The sequence below is a fragment of the Alloprevotella sp. Lung230 genome (genome assembly GCF_014385435.1).
Taxonomy (GTDB): domain Bacteria; phylum Bacteroidota; class Bacteroidia; order Bacteroidales; family Bacteroidaceae; genus Alloprevotella.
In genome coordinates, this window is the sequence record NZ_JACSUD010000011.1 from 43,091 (window position 1) to 63,007 (window position 19,917).

The window sequence follows — 19,917 nt, forward strand, 5'->3', positions numbered from 1 at the left end:
CACATTTTACCGGACAGCAATAGCTCAAAATGAATGGAGACAAGGATTGTAGTCATTCATTTTGAGCACCTATTTATGTTCTTAAGTGGAGAGGGAGGTCAGAAAACGTAGGTCTCGATGCAGGAGAAACGCTCGCAGTCGTGGGGTTCGATGCGGACACTACGATTGGTGGCCGGGAAGAGGATGCTTTCACCGGCACGCAGGGTGCTGGTGTTGCCCTCGCTGTCGATGAGGCGGGCAGCCCCTTCGAAAGCCACGAAGATGACAAAGGAGTCGATGTCCGAGAAGTCCGTTTCCACCGGCTGGGTGCAACGGTAGAGAGAGGTGGTGAACTCGGGGTGCGACTCCAGCACAACGCGGGCATTGTCGCGGGGCGTGTAGTGCGTGCGGTAGTCGGGACGCGAGGTGAAGTTGAGCGCTTGTCGGGCCTGTTCGGTGTGGAGCGGACGTTTTTGTCCGGAGGCATCGACGCGGTCGAAGTCGTAGACGCGGTAGGTGAGGTCGCTCGACTGCTGGATTTCCACGATGAAATTGCCGGCACCGATGCTGTGGATTTGTCCGGCGGGCAGGAAGAAGCAGTCGCCGGGGCGGGTGTTGTAGTGGGCGAGTGCCTCGGTGAAGCGGCCTTCGGCCATCAGTTGGTCGTAGGCCTCCGGCGAGAGGTCGCGGTTGAAACCCGAAAAAAGTTCTGCGCCTTCGTGCGTGCCAACCACGTACCACATCTCCGTCTTTCCGAAGGGTTTGCCTTCCACACGCTGTGCCATGGCATCGTCGGGGTGCACCTGGATGGAGAGGGCTTGGTCGGCGCTGATGAACTTGATGAGGAGGGGGAAGTCGGTGCCGAAGCGCTCGAAGTTGCGCCGACCGATGAGTTTTTCGCCATCGCGCTCGATGAGCCGGGCGAGGGTCATGCCTCGGTCGGGGCCTTCAGCCACCAGACTTTCGTCGCCGGGCACGCCAGAGATTTCCCAACTTTCGCCCACGAGTTCGGGCGAGGAAAGACCTTTGAGCTGCACGATGTCGCGACCGCCCCAAAGGGGAGTTTTCAGTACGGGTTGAAATTTGTAGGGTGTCATAGGATAAGTTTTTTAGGGAAGAGAAGCAATGCTGTCGGAACTTAGGGTGTCGCGAGGCGCACGGCTTTGGAAACTTGCGGAATGGCCGTAAGATGTGCCGTGAGGCGGCGCACATCGTCGGTGTTGTGGAGGGCGATGATGAGGTTGCCCTGGAAGATGCCGTCGTGGGCCGTGAGACTGATGGCGCGGAGATCAAAGTCGGGAAACTCCGTCAGAATGTCGGTGATGGAGCGGAGCACCCCTTGTGCCGAGCCCTCGTTGCCAATGGGCGTTTTGGCGTCTACGCCTTCCAGATAGATGTTGGTTTCGAAGGTGCGCACCGTGCTGCGGGCGGTGTCCCATTGCGCGGCAATGATGTTGTTGCCGTCCCGGGTCTTGTGTTTGAGGGCCAGCGGGCAGTCGCGGCGGTGGATTTCGAGGGTGTGTCGCGGAGTGATGTAGCCCATCACCTCATCGCCGCAAATGGGGTTGCAGTGGGGGCAGCAGACAGACTGTTCGAGCACGGCATCGGTGAGGAGGAGGGTCTCCTTGCGGTTGAGTTGCTTGACAAAATCGGTCGTGGCGGTGGGCAGTTGTTGCGGAGCCGGAAGGGGTTGTGCTTTGAGAAACGGCACAAAGCGTCGCCAACCTCGCGAGGGCTGAGTGCTCTTGCCGCGCAGATAGGCCAAGTCGAGTGGTGAGAGGGTGAGCGCCCCTTCGCCCAGCGCTTGGAGGAAAGCCGCCGGCGTGTCGAAATGGTGGAAGTCCTTGAGTTTGTTGATGAGTGCGGCCGTCGGTTCGAAGTCGTGCTTGCGCAAGAAGTCGTTGAGGAGGTCTTCGCCTTGTTTTTGCCTTTCGCGAGCGGTGCGGCGCAGTGCGGCAGCGATTTTTCCTTTGGCCTTTCCTGTGGTGACATAGGAGAGCCACTCGGTGCGGATGGTGGGCGTCTGGGAAGTGAGGATTTCAATTTGGTCGCCGCTGGTGAGGCGGTGGCTCATCGGGACGAGGTGGTGGTTGACTTTTGCACCGATGCAGTGACTGCCAATCATGGTGTGGATGGCAAAGGCAAAGTCGAGCACGGTGGCGCCTTGTGGGAGGGTGATGATTTCGCCCTTGGGGGTGAAGACGTTGAGCTCGCGGGCAAAGAGGTTGAGCTTGATGGTGTCGAGCAGGTCGAGCGTGTCGGGCTGTGGGTCGTCGAGGATTTCCTTGATGGAGTTGATCCACGTGTCGAGTTCATGCTCATCGTAGGCCGCGTTCTTGTCCTTATACTTCCAGTGGGCGGCAAATCCCCCTTCGGCAATGTCGTCCATGCGGTCGGAGCGGATTTGCACCTCAATCCACTTGCCTTGGTGGGACATGAAGGTGTTGTGGAGGGCCTGGTAGCCGTTGGCTTTGGGAGTGGAGAGCCAGTCGCGGAAGCGCGAGGGATGCGGCTTGTAGATTTGCGTGAGTGCGGCGTAGATGCGGTAGCACTCATCGATTTCCTGTTGGCGGTCGCGAGGTCGGAAGATGATGCGGATGGCCAAGATGTCGTAGACCTCCTCAAAGGGGATGTTCTTGCGCTGCATCTTCTGCCAGATGCTGTAAGGGCTCTTGATGCGGGCTTTGAGTTCGTAGTCCACGTCCATCCGGTCGAGCGCCTCGCGGATGGCTGGTGTGAAGTCGTTGATGGCATCGTCGCGCTCCATCTCGGAGCGTTTGAGGTTGTCGAGCATGAGCTGATAGTCGTCGGGATGCTCGTATTTGAAGGAAAGGTCTTCCAGTTCGGTCTTGATGCGGTTGAGTCCGAGACGGTCGGCAAGGGGCGCGAAGATGTAGAGGGTTTCGCCCACAATCTTGTACTGCTTGGAGGGCAGCATGGACGAAAGTGTGCGCATGTTGTGAAGGCGGTCGGCAATCTTGACGAGGATGACGCGGATGTCGTCGCTCATGGTGAGGAGAATCTTCTTGAACGTCTCTGCCTGCATCGAGGCGCGGTCGCCAAGGAGGCCACCCGACACCTTGGTGACGCCTTCCACGATGTTGGCCACCTTCTCGCCGAAGAGATTGGCCACGTCTTCGCGGGTGTAGTCGGTGTCTTCGACCACATCGTGGAGCAAGGCGGCACAGATGCTCGTGGAGCCGAGTCCGATTTCACCGCAGATGATTTGTGCCACCGCGAGCGGGTGGAGGATGTAGGGTTCGCCGCTACGCCGACGGACGCCTTTGTGAGCCGCCTTTGCAAAGTGGAAGGCGCGGGTGATGATGTCGGTCTTTTTGCGATGGGGAGAGGCGAGGTAAGTGTCCAGCAAGCGCTGGAAGGCGGCCTGGATTTTGGCTTCGTCTTGCTGTTCTTGAGGGGTGAGAGGGCGGGTTTGGTCCATGGGTCGAAAGGGAGGAGGGGAGAAGCGCCAAGGGCACCGGGGCAAATGGTATGGTTGCACCCAGTGCCCTTGTGTAGAGGGAGGTTGTGTTTTTTTATTTGAGGCGGAGCTTTTCGCCGGGCTTGATTCGGTCGCCTTTGATTTTGTTGGCTTTGCGAAGTTTGGCCACGGTGGTACCGTGCTTCTTGGCAATCTCTTCGAGGGTGTCGCCCGAGCGCACGCTCACCTGTCGAGATGTGCGCTCTTTCTTGTGCTTCTTGGAGCGGCGGGCTTCACGCTCTTCTTTCTTGCTGTGCCTTTTTTCGTGCTTACTGCTCTTTCGGTCGGGGGCAGTGGTCGGTGTGTCGACCGGAGTCTCGGCCGTAGTCCGGGCTTCGGCCTGCGCCTCGGCACGTGCGGCAGCGCGCTCACGGCGGGAGAGGGGGCGTGCCGTTTCGGCCACTTCCACTTGTGTGCGGCGGGTGAGATAGCGTTCGGCCTCGTAGTTGTAGACCGAGTCGCCCAATTCGATGAAGTAAGAGATGGCGCGTTCGGGCAGGCGCAGCGCACAGGGTTGGCTGTAGCCCGGGATGAGGTCCGTGCGATACTGTGGGTTCATCGCCACGAGGGCTTCCATCGAGACGTTGCACAAAGCCGAAACCTGATGCAGGCTGAGGTCGCGCGTTATGGTGACGGTATCGGTCTCCGCCGGTTGGATGATGGTCATCGGCGGAATGTTGTGCTGGCAGTAGTAGTGCATCACGTAGTTGGCCGCGATGAAGGCCGGCACGTATCCGCGCGTCTCGTTGGGGAGATAGGGGTAGATTTTCCAATAGTCGCGCTCCCCTCCGGCACGGGTGATGGCTTTGCGCACCATCTTCGGACCGCAGTTGTAGGCGGCCAAAGCCAGTGCCCAATCGTCAAACTCATCGTGGAGCTCTTTCAGATACTGTGCGGCGGCGGTACTGGATTTGAGCGGGTCGCGGCGCTCATCGAGGAGGCTGTTGATGGTCAGGTTGAAGCGCTTCGCGGTGGGCGTCATAAATTGCCAAAGACCGGTGGCACCGACACGACTCACCGCGGTGGGGTCGAGTGCACTTTCGACGATGGGGAGGTATTTCAGTTCGAGCGGAAGGCCTTCGGCTTCGAGGGCTTCTTCAAAGATGGGGATGTAGAAGTTTTGCGCGCCGAGCATGAAACTCACCGATGAGCGCAGCGTGCCGGTGTACTGCTCAATGTACTCTCGCACCACCTCGTTGTAGGGCATCTCAATGACTGTGGGCAGGCGGCGCAGACGGTCGGTATAGACCTCGGGAGTGACTGCCGGGTTGGGGCCATCGGGCAGAGAGGGATCGATACGCATGTATTCCTTGACGTACCACGCATCGAGCAGACCCTCGGTGGCGTGAATCATCCCTTCCGTGGGGACGATGCGCGGAGCGCGTGCCGAGATGAGGGGGTGCTGTGTGGAGCGTCCGCCTTCGAGGTCGTCCTCGTCGGGCACATCGTCTTGCTGCGTGGTGTTGTGGAGTTGCGGGTCGCGGTGTTGCGCACGGAGGGGCACCGTGGCTATGAGGAAAAGGAGAGAAAGCAGGAGGGGGAAGGATTTCATGCGTCTGGGCTCAAAAAGTGAGGATGGCACCCACGCCGGTGGTGAGCGCGCCATTGCGGGTTTCGAAAGTGGTGGGGGTGATGCGCAGCGAGAGGTCGGGACTGATGTCGAACACCGAAAGTTGCGCATCGACGTAGGCATCGATGACCGACAGCAGATAGACTCCGACAAAGCAAAAGGCACTTAAATCGCGATAGCGGCGGTAGCGGTCTTTGCGGTTTTTGAAAATCGTCTTGAAGCGGTCGAGGTTGCTGTTGAGGTCATACCCCGGAGGGAACATGTTGCGGAAACTATTGGTCGTAGGGTCATCGTCCATGATGTCGAGATAGGCTTGCGAATAGTCCATGTACATCTGCTGATTCCAAAGGAAAGCGTAGGTGCATCCCAAGAAGCCTCCATAGACTAAGGGCAACTTCCAATACTTCCGATTGTAGATTTGCCCGGCTCCGGGGAGGATGAGCGAGAGCCAAAGTGCGCGCTGAGGGTCGGGGAGAAATTGCTTTTTACCCGCCGTCTGCAGCGTCTGCACCGCCTTTTGCACCTCGTTGGGCTTGAGGGCAGAGGGGCGCAAGGCCGCGGTGTCGGCCGGGAGCATCATTTGCTGCAACGTCTCGACTTGCGCAGCGGTGTGCACCCCGATGGTGTCGGTCGAGTCGACCGGTGCAACCGCCGTGTCAAACGCTTCAGCCGTGGGCGCAAACGGCAAATGCAGTGTCCGAGCTGTCGAGCACAACCCTTGCACCGCCAGGCACAACAAGAGAACCGCAACAAGGCGGCACCGGGAGAAGTTCATGTCAGGAAAAGGGAGAAGGTCCGCGCTGCACAATCAGCGCATTTTGTCGAAAAGGGTGATGATGCGTTCCAGTTCTTCTTCGCTGGCAAAGGGGATGGAGATGCTGCCTTTGCCTTCGTGGCAGGTCATGGCTACCTTCGTTTGGAAAAAGTCGGAGAGGCGGTCGCGCAGGGGCACATACTCTTCGGCCAACATCTTCTTGCGATCTTTAAGCGCTTTGCGACCGCTCTTCACCGTCTCGCCGGCATTGATGGCCTTCACCATCTCCTCAACCTGACGCACGGAGTAGCCTTTCTGCACAATTTCGTTGAAGAGCTTCACTTGCAGGGCGGGCTGCTGGATGCCGAGTAGGGCACGGGCGTGCCCTTGGTCCATCACGCCTTTTTGGATGGCCATTTGTACTTGTGCCGGCAGTTTGAGCAGGCGTAGGTAGTTGGCCACGGTGGCGCGTTTCTTGCCCACCTTTTCGGAGAGGGCGTCCTGCGTGAGATCGTATTGTTCAATGAGGTTCTGGTAGGCCAGTGCGATTTCGATGGAGTTGAGGTCCTCGCGCTGGATGTTTTCGACCAGTGCCATCTGCATCATGCCTTCGTCGTCGGCCGTACGGATGTAGGCCGGAATGCTCGTCAGACCGGCAATCTGAGAAGCGCGCCAACGGCGTTCGCCGGCAATGATTTGATAGGTCCCATCCTCCATCTGGCGGAGAGTGATGGGCTGAATGATGCCAATCTGGCGAATGCTTTCGGCCAACTCCTCCATCGCTTCGGGGTCGAAGTCGCGGCGCGGCTGGTTGGGGTTGGCTTTGATTTGATAGATGTCGACTTCGTTGATGCTCGACGAACCGTTGGTTTTCACTTCGCCCGTCGAAATGATGGCGTCGAGCCCACGTCCCAGTGCGGGAAATTTCTTTTTTACGGCCATAGGAAGGTAGGTAGGAATAGGCTTTGGAGAAGACGTTTTTTAGCTGTTGCGCTGGATGATTTCGCGTGCCAGGCTCAAGTGGTTGACCGCACCGATGGACTCGGCATCGTAGAGGATGGCGGGGATGCCGTGGGAGGGTGCTTCGGAGAGCTTGACATTGCGCTGGATGACGGTTTTGAACACCAACTCTTGGAAGTGGCGCTTCACTTCATCGTAAATCTGGTTGGCCAAACGCAGGCGGCGGTCGTACATGGTGAGTAGGAAACCTTCAATCTCAAGGTCGGGATTGAGGTGCATCTTAATCATACGGATGGTGTTGAGCAACTGGGTGATGCCTTCCAAAGCGAAATACTCACACTGCACGGGGATAATCACCGAGTCGGCGGCCGTGAGGGCGTTGACGGTGATGAGACCGAGGGAGGGGGAGCAGTCGATGAGGATGTAGTCGTACTCCTCTTTGACGGCAGCGAGCATGTTGCGCACCACGTATTCGCGGTTGTCCACTTGCAGGAGCTCCACATCGGCACCGGTGAGGTTGACGTGCGAAGGCACAATGTCCAGCCCCTCAATGTCGGTGGTGTAGATGTTTTCGTGCACATCCACTTTTCCAATCATGCTCTCATAAATCGATGATTCGATTTTGCCCACATCGACACCGATGCCGCTCGATGCGTTGGCTTGGGGGTCGCAGTCAACGAGGAGCACTTTCTTTTCGAGCGTAGCCAAAGAGGCCGCAAGGTTCATCGAGGTGGTGGTTTTGCCCACGCCTCCTTTCTGATTGGCGATAGCGATGATTTTTCCCATACGTTTTGTCGGTATTGGGGCAATGCCCTGATTTTGGGGCAAAGTTACTAAAAAAAGCGCTGTTTCACGCTGTTTCACGCGTTAATTTTGTTTTTTGCTCCTTCCATTTGCTCTTCTGCAACCCTTCTGCAACAGCGAAGCCAGAGAGAAGGTGGCAGGGGCCTTCTATCCGTAAGTAGATGAAGGAGGTGCTTAAAATAATTTTGAACGCCTACTTACAAGCACAAAAGAGGAGACGGCAGCGAGTGCCGTCTCCTCTTAGTGAGCGTCTTAGGGAGGCTAAGCCTTAGGGCAGGCGCACCTTAGCGACTTGGTTGTTCACCTTCACCACGTAGATGCCGGGGAGGAGGTGGAGAGAAGTGGTGGAGGCAGAAGCCTGGCCGGTGAAGGCCTGACGACCGTCGAGGGTGTAGACATTGATGCTGCTGTGGACAGGAGCGTCGATGAGGAGTGTGCCGGCGGTGGCTTTGATGCTCACTTGGTCGGCAGCAACTTGCTCGATGGCAGTGGGCACAACCTTCACAAAGTTGGTGTACTGATAGAGGTTGGGATACTTCTCGTTGGTCATCACGCAGACGAGCTTGTCATAGGCAGTGGCAACCTTGAAAGTGGTCACGCCGTTGTCGAGCGTGAATTCATCGTTGAGTTCCAACTCTTCGCCTTGAAGCATACCTTTGACTACATTGACGTTGCCGATGAACCAGTGGAAGACAGTGGGCGTGCCTCCTACAGCGGCTTCAGTGCTGAGGTCAACTTTGCCATCGGCACTCTGCTGCACCTCAATGGGTGCTTGGAGACCATAACTGAAGGTGTTCTTGTAAGTACCATCGGGCGCAGGAAGCGTGGAGAAACGGAACTTATTGCCCACGAGGTTGAGCACCTGGAGTTTCGTATTCTTCGATACGTCGATGTGGCAGAGTTGGTTTCTCATCACCCAAAGTTGGTTGAGTTCGGGCAGGCGACTGAGATCTACGCTCTCAAGCACATTGTCGGCGAGGTCGAGGCTCCAGAGGTCGGGGTTGTCGAAAGTGACCTTGCTGAGGTAGTTTCGCGTGAGGTCGACCACTTGCAACTTCTTGCTGTTGCTCAAGTCGATAGTCGTGAGCTTGTTGCCGTTGAGAGAGAGGGCGGTGAGTTCGGGATATTTGTCGAGGTCCAGCTTTCTTAGAGAGTTACCTGTGAGATTGAGTTGGCGAAGGGTGGATGACTGCGGGAAGTTGAAGCTGGTAAAACCGGCATCGGCAAGGGTGAGCGTACGCACTCCCTCAAGCTTGTCAAAGTTGGGATCGGTCATTTTAGCTCCTGAAATGCTGAAGACAGTGAGTGTGTCGGTGTCTTCGGCAACAAGCACACGCACCTTGGCACCGGGCTTCGTTGTGGCTGCGAATCGGGTGTAGGTCGTGGTGAGGGGATATTGCGTCACGGTGCCGTCTCCCTTCCAGTCGAAGTAGACGGAAGTATCGTTGTTCTTTGCCGCGAGGGAGAGTTCCACCTTGTCGCCATCGTTGGGAGTGGTGAACGAGGCGATTTCGATGGCAGGCATAGCAATGGGCTGCACGAGGGTTGTCTTGAGCACCTTATTGCCTGTGAACGAGGGGAGTGCAGGATGGCTCATTTCACAGTAAACCTTGCCGGCCGTGAGCGTGATGAATTTGGCCACACCATTCTTCATCGTGTAGTCTGTACCGGGAACGAGCGTTTGTCCGCCCTCGGTCTTCCACACATATTGCGTTTGATGGCCGTTGCGGGTGACGTTCTGCTCAGAGAGGTCGATACCCGGAGATTTAGTAGCAATCTTCAGCGCCTGCTGAGGGGCATAGATGAAGTGGGCATCATCCAGTCCAAATCCATCGGGGAGGTTGGCCAAAGTGAAGAGGTTGCCACTGAGGTCGTAGTACTGCAGAGGCGCTACGGCGGGGATGTAAATCTGCGTGAGTTTGTTGTTCGACACGTCCACTCGTTGGAGCAGTTCACTGTGGTTGATGGCCAACTTGGTGAGCTTATTGTGCGAGAGGTTGAGGGTGAGCAGCGCATCGGCATTGCCGATGGGGATGTTGGCAATGTTGTTGTAGCTCAAGTCGAGATGCTCAATCGAAGCAATCTGATCGAAGGAGAGCGAGTCGAGTTTGTTGTGGCTCGCGTTGAGATAGGTGAGATGCCCTTTGTAGAAGTAGCTGGTCGGGCCTTTGAGCGAGAACTTGGTCAAGTTGTTTCCACTAATATCGATTGTCCGCAGCTCGTAGTTGTGGCCGAGGTCGATGCTGTAGAGATCTGCGTTCTTCAGCTTGACGGAACGGAGGTCGGAGAGGTCGGAGAGGTCGATGGAGGAAATGTTCAGGCCATCGCTGTGGAAGGCGGTGACGTATTCATCCTGAGGCACGAAGATGCGGATGTTGGCATTGCCGTTGCGCACGCCCTCCACATTAGGAGTGGTGGGGATTTCGTCCGTGACCACCTTGTCGACGAGGGTGCCGTCGCCGAAGTCCACTTTGACCGTGATGGGGCGAGTGACCGAAGCGTTCTTCACACCCACGCCCAGTTTCACCGTTGTGCCGGTGGAGGCAATGGTAGAGAAGTCGATGGCTTTGATGTCTTTGCCAAAATCGGCGGCACTTCTCACGGTGAAGGGCTCAGTGACCATATCGTAGTCCTTGAGGATGGTGTTGTTGTAGCGGAGCATCACCTGCCCGTTGGTGGGTTTGAGAAGGGTGATTTTGCCGTTCTTGTATTCGTAGTAGCTCTCATCGAGGGGCACCATGTTGACGGGGTTGTCCTTGGGGATGCTGAACAAGCGGGCCAAGGTCACTGTGCCTCCACGGAGCACACGGCTGCTGAGGTCGATGACATCGCCCACCTTGTAGGTGTCGTTGAGGACGAAGGGATGTTGATCATAGTAGTACTCATTCCACGTGCCGGGGTTGAAGGGCAGCGTGGAGAAGTCCATATCGTTACGACGGAGATTGACGATGTAGAGGTTCTTGTTGTTGCTCACATCGAGACGGGTGAGGTGGTTGTCGTTGCAAGAGAAGGTGAAGAGTTTGGGGTTCTTGCTGATGTCGAGACTGGTAAGGTTGTTGCCGGCACAGTTGAAGTGGTAGAGCTCAGGGTTGTGGGTGAGGTCGATTTGGTCGAACTTCACATCGGTGTTCACCGAAGCCGAAGCGTGCGACATGTAGAGTTCACTCAAATAGGGGTTCTGGCTCAAATCGAGCGTCTTGACACGGGTGTCGCTGACATTGAGCACACGGAGCTTTGGGTTTTTCGTGACATCAACGCTTTCTACTTTCGTCATGTCCAGACTCAGACGTTGCAACTCGGGGCACTGCGTAGGATCGGCCGTCAGCAAGTTGGTGCAGTGGAAGGCATCGAACGAGACGAGCGAGGGGAAGTTCTTCAAGTCGAAGTGAGGAGACACGTATTCGCATTGTGCCATTTCGAGCACGATGAGTTTGGGAAGTTTGCCAATCATCAGTGGAGTTTCGCGCGTAAAAGGATTGTCGCGAAGGTAGACGAACTGCAGGTTTTGAAGATGGTCGATGTTCAATGCCTTGATGGTGTTGTACTCCAAGTCGAGGATATGGAGATTCAAGTCCTTGTGAAACTCGATCTTGTCGATGCTGCAGCCCGTGGCTCTGAAGTAGTCAATCTTTTTGGGATCGCCATAAATCTTGACCACTCCTTTGCTCGATACGGTGCTGGCGTAGTCTGTGGCTTGCACATTCTGTTCGCTTAGACGGGCGAAGCCGACTTCCAAAAAATCCCTGCCAAAACCGCAGTCGATGTCGACAGGCACATCTTTTTCCACTGCACCCAGAGAGAAAGACACCTTGGGAGAGGCTCCCTTGCTGTCGTCATAGACCGTGGTGTGGAAAGTGATGATGGGCTCCTCGCCCTGGCTTTGTGCCAGGACGGGGAGAGACATCATCGCCATCAATCCGAGAAGGATTGAGGAGAAGAGGGAGAAACTTTTTTTCATACGAGGTTTAATAGATAATGACGCGTTGAGCATCGTTGTTGTTCACCTTGATGAGATAGACGCCTTTGTTCCATTGACTGCCATCGAGATGGGCTTCGTTGCCCTCTTTATGCAGGCTGTGGATAAGTTGTCCGCTGAGGCCGTAGACGCTCACATTCATTTCGTGAGCACCGGCCAAGAAGAGGTTGAAAGCACGGTCGCCGGCAGGCGTGATGAGCACCTGCGGCTTTTCGGCATAGAGCTGTCCGACGCTGCTCGTTCCCTTGCGACGGAGCACTTCCTTCAGTCCGGCGTAAGCATCGAATTTGCCGGCTCCCCATTGCACGGGGTCGCCTGCGCGAACATCGTCGTCGACGACTGCCGTCTTGCGCACAATGTCGATGACATCATCAATCTTGAGAGTGGGGTCGGCTTCGAGCCAAAGGCCGATAGAGCCAGCCACAACAGGAGTGGCCATCGAGGTGCCGAGCGATTGATGCCAGTAGAGCTTCTTGCCGTCGACTTCGGCCTTGCCTTGGAGGGTGGCATCGGTAACGCCTATTTTGGGGTTTTCGGCGTAGTAGCTGTTGACGGACGAAATGATGGACGCACCGGGAGCACAAACGTGGGGCAGGTTGCGGCCGTCCTTCAGCGTGCCGTAGGAGGAGAAGAGAGAGGCTTGCCCTACGGGGAATTCGTTGTGATTGTAGCCATAGACATTGCCATCGAGCGAAGCCCAGTGGTCGCGGATGTTGTAGCTGCCCACGGTCAGGACGTTTCTGGCGCAGGCCATGTCGCTGATGGTGCCGTTGCGTGATCCGTTGGTAAATCCGGGGATGTCGTAGTTGTCGAAATAGACAAACTGTGCATCGCTGTAGACGTCGACACGCTTACCGGGTTTGCCACTCACGAGGAGCCCAAGTTTGTACTTGCCATCGGCATTGTTCGTTTGGTTGTCGGTGGTGAGCAGGCGCACGAGCACTTGGTAGCGCTTCGTCTCGGGATCGATGTTGGATCCGAGCGCCACGTAACCATCAAAGTAGCGCTTGAAGTTGGGATTTTCGATGGCATCTTGAATCTTGTAGTCGCCGCCTGAGGAGTAGACCACGGGCTTACCTTGCGTGTTGCTGTCGATGCCCAGACGGGCCACAATTCTCTTGCGCACCTCACTGTAGATGACCACTTGCACCGAGATTTCGCTCTCATCGCCGCTATAAGCGATGAGTTGGCCGGTGCGCAGGTTGTGATAGACTGTGCTGCCGCCGGGAGGCGTAAATTCTCCTTCATAAACTGGGCGAAGGAAGGTCTGCACCTGTTCGTCTTTTTCAGCAAAAATCTTGGTGAGTGCCACGGTGCGGTCGGCTTCATTGCCGGCTGCCAAGCAGATGATGGCTTCCTCACCGCAAGCCCCCAAGAATTTGTTCATGATACTTGTAGAGTCGTGGGGACCGAGATTGCTGCCCAAGGAGAGGTTGATGACGCAGGGTTTGCGATTGTTGCTGGAGAGGTGGGCATAGTTGATGATGTCGTTCATGCCCAGGGCTATGAACTGGTCATAAAGGTTGCCGCAAGAAGCCACAAGTTCCGACTCGGTGGCAATCCCATAGAAGGGATTTTTGCCCGTCAGGTTCTGTGCCGTCTTGTTGTCTTCGGTTTGGGCAAAAGAGATGTTGCCCAGATAGCCACCGGCCATGATGCCCATGGTGTGGGTGCCGTGGAAGGTTTCACTGTTGTCGGTGGTGAAGTCCTCGATGGCAAAGTCGTTTTGGTCCTTGTTGGGAAGGCGGTCCAAGTCGACCTTGGGATAGTAGTTCTCATAGAGATACCCATCTTTGGCAGCCTTGTTCTCAGTGATTTTGCTCAGATAGCCGAAGCGCGTTTTGCCGTCGGGAGTGAGGAAATTGAGGTTGTTGGGGTCCAGGCCGCTGTCCACGATGCCCGTCACCACGCCCTTACCGGTGTAGGCTTGAGGCAGGCCGATGCCTTGGTGGATTTTATTAATGCCCAAGGCTTCGCGCACAAGGTTCATCTTCTGCTGCACCTTGCGAGGCAGTTGTAGACGCTTCACATACTTCTGTTCGGAAATGCGTTCCACGTCAGCAATGCGCATGGTCACAATGGCAATGCCTCCACGCACACAGAGCACTTTCACATCCTTGTTGGCTTCGAGTTGCTGCTGAGCATCTGGGCTGTTGAACTCAATCATAGCCATCGTGTGCGTGCGTTGGGGAGCAATGCGTTCAAAACTACGCGTGCGAGCGTTGTAAGTTGGGATGGGCTTTTGGCTATTGAGCTCAAGCAGCGTCATCTGACTTTCCAAATCGAGTTTCGACTGTGCGAAAGCCGAACCTACGAATCCTGCGAAGAGGAGAGGGAGATAAAATTTTTTCATACTTATTTGAGGATAGTTTTCTTGCCATTGATGATATACAAACCACCACGTGAGGGGGCCGATACGTGTCGGCCGTCGAGGGTGTAGATGGTTTGCTGTTGTGGAGCGTTGAGCGTGTCGGCAATGCCGGAAACCACGCCTTTGAGCAGGATTTCGATGCGGTCGCCGTTCTTGATGTTGAGCTGAAGGGCAGCATTACCCTTGTAGGTGGCGTCTACCACCTTTCCATTTTGCTTCACCACCATTTTGCTCAAATCGCTGCCGTACACTCCGAGCATGAAGGGATTGTCGGCGGTCGAGAATTGGATTTCGTTTTCACCCGTCTTCACTTCCACATTGGAGCGGTCGGTGCGTTGGAGGTAGAAGGTGTAGTTGGCCACCGTGATGTCGTCAATGTAGACCGTAGCTTTCTGGTCGCGCACAATGGCCGATGTGGTCACCTCAATCTCCATGCCTTCTTTGAGCCTGATTTGATAGGCGCCGCTGTAGTCGGGGCTCATGGTCGTGCCGTTGACGGTGAGCGACTCGATTTTGCAACCGCTGTTGGGCTTCACCTCGACAACGCTGTTGGTTTCGCTCACCTCCAGCGCGTTAAGGCCGGCTTTCACGGCAATCTGCTTGCCCGACCAACTGCTGCCTTCGTAAACGGTGATGTTGGCCGGATTGTCCACACGGAAGTTGGCCTTGATGGTGCCATACTTGTGGGCTGCAATGTCGAAGGTCGTGGCAGCGGTGATGATGAAGCTGATTTCGCCATAGACATTGTGGCGCACACCGTCGTGCTTGAGGCTGTCGAGGGAATAGTTCTGTTGGTCGAACACCAAGGTGATTTTCGAACCCGCTTTGACAGCATAGTTGTTGTCAAGGTAGTTGGTCACCACAACATCGTTGACCTTCACGGCTTTGAGCGCCTCCTTGGCTTCTTCTTTGGAGAAGTTGAACACCACGGGGAAGTCCACATCAGGATATTCGGCCAAGATTTCGATGACGCAACCCTGGGTAGGCTTCACTGTGTAGCGACCTTCCAGCCCCAGCACGTTTTGGCCGTCTTTCAGGACTTTGTAGAGCGGTACGGGATTGCCGGAAGCAGCCGAAAACAAGAAGGGTTCTTCCACGCCGGGCATCCATTTCACCGTGTTCTCGCCGTCTTGCAAAGGCACTTGTTCGTAAGAGCCCGTCCGCATAAAGCCGATTTTTGCAGCCTTGTCCGTCTTGATGGTGCATGAAGCGGTGCGTGCCGCATCGAGATTGCCCGAAGTGATGGTGATGACAGCGCCTTCATCTGCACCTTCATTGACGTAGACCGAACTGGTTTTCATCGAACTGATGTACTGTTCGGAGGCTTTGCCCTTGGCATCGGTCTTCATGACCTTGCGCAGGAAGTTGCCGGCCTTGGCTTCCACCTGTACAGAACCATATTGTGGCACCGTGAGGTCGTTCATGCCGGTCACCATGCCCTGTACTTCTTGGTTGTTGACCATCACTTTGACACGTGAAGCATCGTCCACGTCGACTTTGACGTGGGTGTCTGCGACGGCACGTTGTGTAAAGCAACATAACAACGTGAGCAAGAGAAAAGAGTAGATTTTCTTCATAAACATTGAATTTTAGAAATGAAAGAAATATAGGAGCGTTCGAATTTGTTTATGTAAGAGGAGCAGCGGGGGCTGAAGTTAGATTTAGAAGAAGGCTAAATTGTCAATGATATTTTCGTCACTACGAAAAAAAACCGTGTGCGGCAAAGTTAAACAAAAAAAGAGAAATAAAAGCCCTTGTGCGTACTTTTTTTTAATTCTCCTCAAAAAAAAATACATTTCTCTCCTTTTTCTCGCGAGGATGTGGTGTACAAATCATAACCGAAGGAAGGGGCGCGGTGAAGGCTGGGAGGGAGCGCTGCCCGGCTCCGAGAGGAACAAGACGTGGGCAAAAAAAACGCAGCGGCAACCCGAAGGCTGCCGCTGCACGGGAGGGGAGAAGAATGTGGTCAAAATGGATCGCTGCGATTTTAGTCGTAGGCGGTTCTCTACTCTGACACTATCTTTGCTTCCCTTTTCCGTCATCTCGCGTTTGTTGATCAGTCGGGTAGCTCGCTACACTCCTTTTTCACAAAGACGACCTGACGAAAAATGGAAACAAATCTAGTATCAATTCACTTCGAACATCTACTTATCAACAGAGGATTTCGCTATCGGAGTGGATCAGTGCAAACGCAACTGTGCCGAAACGGATAGCGCGGAGCAGTCCATTTCGGCACGGATAAAGGGGGGCTCTCTGTTTTGAGGGTATCTTAGTTTCAGAAAGAAAGAGATTTAGCAAAGATACCCCAACCATTGTTGGAAAGGGAGGTAGCTTAATCCAAACATTGCCACCAAACAGCACAATAGTCCGGCGGCATGCAGCATCACTTTGCGCCAATTCTGCAGACGGAGGTTCACGAAGCCTTTCCTCAATTCGTCATACCATCTATGCCCTACGTGGGCCGGGGGCACTAGGGTCAGCAAGAGCAGTATGCGAGCCCAGAAATCCACACCGCAATCGGAAGTCGGAGCAGTGGCCACGATATAGGTGAGAAATAGTGCAAAACACAAGGAAAGCAGTGCCCCCAATAGACGCCAAAGGTAGTCTGTTCGCTTCCCTTTTCTATCCCATAAGCTATGCAAGAAAAGATAGGTCACTGAGAGGGGAGGAAACAGGAATATAAGCATTCCTATGCGTTGAAATAGTGAAAGTTCATCCATTATTAACTGGCAATAGCTAAACAAACGCCAAATTCAGCAACAGTAATCGAAACTCCGATGACACCTGACAGCCGAGTGGCTACTTTTTTGATACTTTTCTTGAGAACTCTCTCCACAATTTCTCTTGTCATCCTTTTGCCTGTTAAAGCTTTACGCATATCTTCAAGAACATCTAAGCCTAATGCAGCAGCACCACAACTAGCAACATCGTTCCAATCGAGACTTCTTGTTGCGACAGATGTACGTTGCACTTCTATCTTTATCTTGAAATACAGGACGCGGTGGAACTTTCGTCTTACAGACGTTTTCTTGCCACGGCAGTGCGTTTCGCAAAAGGGATGAAGGAGCGCGGAAAATTTACATAGGAGATAGAAAAATTTACCTCAGAGGTAGTTTTTTCTATCTCTGAGGTAAAAAAAACTATCTCTGAGGTAAATTTCAGGGGGTGTAGATGCCCTCAATTTCGATGACGTAGAGGGTGTGCAAACCGCCTTGTTCGGGGCGGTAGCAGCGGTCGAGGATAGTGCGGTCGATGAAGTCCTCCGCACGCAGGTCGGTCTGGAAGAGTTTGCGCCCTTCGAGGGTGAGCCGTGCCTGAGCGTAGGTGGTGCTTCCCAAAGGTGTGGCAATGGGAGTCAATCCTGTAGCCGCCGCTTTGTCGAGGTCGCGCCCACTGCGCGTACCGATGAGTTTGTAGGCCTCCCGCGCCTGGGGTTCGTTGCCCAAGAAAGCGAGGGAGATGCGTTCGTTGCGGGCGATAAACTCGTGAGTGTAACGCTCAGGACGTACGAAAATGAAGGCCACGGGCTTGTTCCACAAATGGCCGATACCGCCCCAAGAAGCGGTGAGCATATTGAAGTCGTCGGGAGTACCGGCGCTCACCAGCATCCATTCCTGCCCGATGGCAGCAATGATGTCTTCTTCCGCAAGGCGTGAAAGCGGTTGTTGTTGCATGGAGAAAAGGAAAAAGTAAAGAGTGGTTCTGAAAACTGTTTTTGAAGTGCGGTGGATTTCGGAAGAAGCGCCCGCTTCCCCCTTTCACCGCTTATCCCACACTACCTTCGAGCGAAACGGCAAGGAGTTTCTGCGCTTCGACGGCAAACTCCATGGGGAGTTTGTTGATGACTTCGCGCGCATAGCCGCCCACAATGAGATTGACGGCATCTTCAACAGGAATGCCGCGCTGTTGGCAGTAGAGGAGCTGGTCTTCGGAGATTTTGGACGTGGTGGCTTCGTGCTCTACAATGGAGTCGTTGTTGTCCACATCAATATAAGGGAAGGTGTGCGCGCCGCTCGTGGAACTGAGCAGCAGGGAGTCGCAGGAAGAATAGTTGCGGGAGTTGTGCGCCTTTTTTGACATACGCACCAATCCGCGATAAGAATTCTGGCTTTTACCGGCCGAGATACCTTTGGAAATAATGGTGGAACGCGTGCCGGGGGCAAGGTGAATCATCTTTGTACCCGTATCGGCCTCTTGGTGGTTGTTGGTGACGGCCACGGAGTAGAATTCCGCTTGTGAACCTTCGCCGGAGAGAATGCAGGAGGGGTATTTCCAAGTGATGGCGCTGCCCGTTTCGACCTGTGTCCAAGAGAGGCGGGCGTTTTTGCCGCGCAGATGACCGCGTTTGGTCACGAGATTGAGCACACCGCCGTTGCCATCGGCATCGCCCGGATACCAGTTTTGCACGGTGGAATACTTCACCTCGGCATCGGCATTGACCACAATCTCAACGATGGCGGCATGGAGTTGGTTTTCATCGCGCATGGGGGCGGTGCAGCCTTCGAGATAAGACACGTAGCCACCCTCGTCGCAAACGATGAGGGTGCGCTCAAACTGCCCCGTGTTGCGCGCGTTGATGCGGAAATAGGTGGAGAGTTCCATCGGACAGCGCACGCCTTTGGGAATAAAGACGAAGGAACCGTCGGAGAAGACAGCCGAGTTGAGGGCAGCGAAGTAGTTGTCGCGATAGGGGACAACGCTGCCCAAGTATTTGCGCACGAGTTCGGGATTTTCCTTGACGGCTTCCGAAAAACTGCTGAAAATGACGCCCTTCTCTTGAAGGCGCTCTTTGAAGGTGGTCTTGACGCTCACCGAGTCCATCACGGCATCAACGGCTATTCCTGCCAATGCCATGCGCTCGTGGAGAGGAATGCCGAGTTTGTCGAAGGTTTTCATCAGTTCAGGGTCAATCTCCTTCTTGTCGTTCTTCTTTTTCGTAGGGTCGGCATAATAAGAGATGGCCTGATAGTCGATTTCGGGCAAACGCACGTGCGCCCAATCGGGCTGAGGGAGCGTTTGCCAGTAGCGAAAGGCGGTGAGTCGAAACTCCAGCAGCCATTCGGGTTCTTCCTTTTTGGCGCTGATTTGGCGGATGACGTCTTCCGACAGACCGGCTTCGATGATTTCGGTCTCCACGTCGGTAACAAATCCGGCTTCATATTTTTGTTGCGTAAAGTCGCGTAGATATTCGTTGGCCATGGGCGGTGATAGCGTATATATAAGAGATGGGTGAATGAAGATGTGCAATGAGGCAATGGCCTCCTGACAAGGAGAAAATCCACTGCGGCATCGGGCTACAAAATTACGATAAATGCAGGGGCGCTCCAAATTTTCTTTAGCTTTTTTGCCACCCATGGACGCAATTTTGAATAAGTTGTGAAATGAAAGTCAAAAGGCGAAAGTCGGCCGTGGGATAGGCACCGCCGGCACTCCTGTGGCAGGACGATGCACCGAGTGCCGACGAGAGAGGGAGCACAAAAGCAGAAATCCAGCACCTTTTGCCGACAAAAAGCGTGGGAGGGAGGTGTTTTTCAGAAAGAATGCGTAATTTTGTCTCCACATTGCCGATGGAACGGCAAAGCACAACGCGAAAACCGGAAAGGACAGCGGCAAAGGACGTTGCGCCCATCCGAGCCCCATTTACTTAATCATAAAATTTAGATTATGCTCATCCTCCACTATCCCAAATGCAGCACCTGCCGCAAAGCCCTGAAATGGGTGGAAGACCACGGCCTGCAAGCCGAAACACGCCACATCGTGGAACAACGCCCCACCGAGGCCGAACTGGCCGAATGGATCGACCGCAGCGGTCTGCCGATACAGCGATTTTTCAACACCTCCGGTATCCTCTATCGGGAGCGCGGACTGAAAGACGTGGTGAAAACCGCCTCGCGCGAAGAACTCCTGCACCTGTTGGCTGAAGACGGCAAACTGGTGAAACGTCCTCTCGTGGTGCTCCCCGACCGCGTGCTGGTGGGCTTCAAAGAGGCCGAGTGGGAAGCCGCTCTGCTGTAATCTACAC

At 54.8% G+C, this 19,917-nt stretch carries 14 protein-coding genes; 1 reads left to right on the forward strand and 13 read right to left on the reverse strand.

What is annotated here, in order from left to right; all coding sequences use genetic code 11:
- Positions 1–98: 98 nt before the first annotated feature.
- The 13 genes from H8527_RS06995 to H8527_RS07055 all read right to left on the reverse strand — a co-directional run bounded on the left by H8527_RS06995 (position 99) and on the right by H8527_RS07055 (position 19,524).
- A complete protein-coding gene (locus H8527_RS06995) occupies positions 99–1,076 on the reverse strand; it encodes a type I phosphomannose isomerase catalytic subunit (protein ID WP_187546812.1) in 978 nt (325 codons plus the stop codon).
- A gap of 41 nt (positions 1,077–1,117) precedes the next feature.
- On the reverse strand, positions 1,118–3,421 hold the full coding sequence (locus H8527_RS07000; RefSeq protein ID WP_187546813.1) for a bifunctional (p)ppGpp synthetase/guanosine-3',5'-bis(diphosphate) 3'-pyrophosphohydrolase: 2,304 nt from the start codon (positions 3,419–3,421) through the stop codon (positions 1,118–1,120).
- A 94-nt stretch (positions 3,422–3,515) separates the two neighbouring features.
- Positions 3,516–5,012, reverse strand: a complete 1,497-nt coding sequence (locus H8527_RS07005; RefSeq protein ID WP_187546815.1) for a lytic transglycosylase domain-containing protein — start codon at positions 5,010–5,012, stop codon at positions 3,516–3,518.
- Between the two features lie 10 nt (positions 5,013–5,022).
- Positions 5,023–5,805, reverse strand: coding sequence for a DUF5683 domain-containing protein (locus H8527_RS07010; protein ID WP_222935128.1), 783 nt, complete (start codon positions 5,803–5,805; stop codon positions 5,023–5,025).
- 33 nt (positions 5,806–5,838) lie between these two features.
- Complete coding sequence (locus H8527_RS07015; protein ID WP_187546817.1) at positions 5,839–6,726, reverse strand: ParB/RepB/Spo0J family partition protein; 888 nt, start codon at positions 6,724–6,726, stop codon at positions 5,839–5,841.
- A 39-nt stretch (positions 6,727–6,765) separates the two neighbouring features.
- Positions 6,766–7,530 (reverse strand): ParA family protein, encoded by a 765-nt coding sequence (locus tag H8527_RS07020; protein ID WP_187546819.1) that lies wholly within the window; start codon positions 7,528–7,530, stop codon positions 6,766–6,768.
- Between the two features lie 286 nt (positions 7,531–7,816).
- Positions 7,817–11,506, reverse strand: a complete 3,690-nt coding sequence (locus tag H8527_RS07025) for a leucine-rich repeat domain-containing protein (RefSeq protein WP_187546820.1) — start codon at positions 11,504–11,506, stop codon at positions 7,817–7,819.
- A gap of 7 nt (positions 11,507–11,513) precedes the next feature.
- Positions 11,514–13,877 (reverse strand): S8 family peptidase, encoded by a 2,364-nt coding sequence (locus tag H8527_RS07030; RefSeq protein WP_187546825.1) that lies wholly within the window; start codon positions 13,875–13,877, stop codon positions 11,514–11,516.
- 2 nt (positions 13,878–13,879) lie between these two features.
- On the reverse strand, positions 13,880–15,472 hold the full coding sequence (locus tag H8527_RS07035) for a hypothetical protein (RefSeq protein ID WP_187546827.1): 1,593 nt from the start codon (positions 15,470–15,472) through the stop codon (positions 13,880–13,882).
- A 1,145-nt stretch (positions 15,473–16,617) separates the two neighbouring features.
- Positions 16,618–16,866: a hypothetical protein gene (locus H8527_RS07040; RefSeq protein ID WP_187546829.1), complete on the reverse strand. Its 249-nt coding sequence runs from the start codon at positions 16,864–16,866 to the stop codon at positions 16,618–16,620.
- Positions 16,867–17,053: 187 nt separating this feature from the next.
- Complete coding sequence (locus H8527_RS07045) at positions 17,054–17,569, reverse strand: flavin reductase (protein ID WP_187546831.1); 516 nt, start codon at positions 17,567–17,569, stop codon at positions 17,054–17,056.
- A 91-nt stretch (positions 17,570–17,660) separates the two neighbouring features.
- A complete protein-coding gene (gene sufB / locus H8527_RS07050; protein ID WP_187546833.1) occupies positions 17,661–19,094 on the reverse strand; it encodes a Fe-S cluster assembly protein SufB in 1,434 nt (477 codons plus the stop codon).
- Between the two features lie 136 nt (positions 19,095–19,230).
- Complete coding sequence (locus H8527_RS07055; RefSeq protein WP_187546835.1) at positions 19,231–19,524, reverse strand: hypothetical protein; 294 nt, start codon at positions 19,522–19,524, stop codon at positions 19,231–19,233.
- 35 nt (positions 19,525–19,559) lie between these two features.
- Here H8527_RS07055 and H8527_RS07060 point away from each other — a divergent pair, with 35 nt between their 5' ends.
- A complete protein-coding gene (locus H8527_RS07060; RefSeq protein ID WP_187546837.1) occupies positions 19,560–19,910 on the forward strand; it encodes an arsenate reductase family protein in 351 nt (116 codons plus the stop codon).
- Positions 19,911–19,917 lie beyond the last annotated feature (7 nt).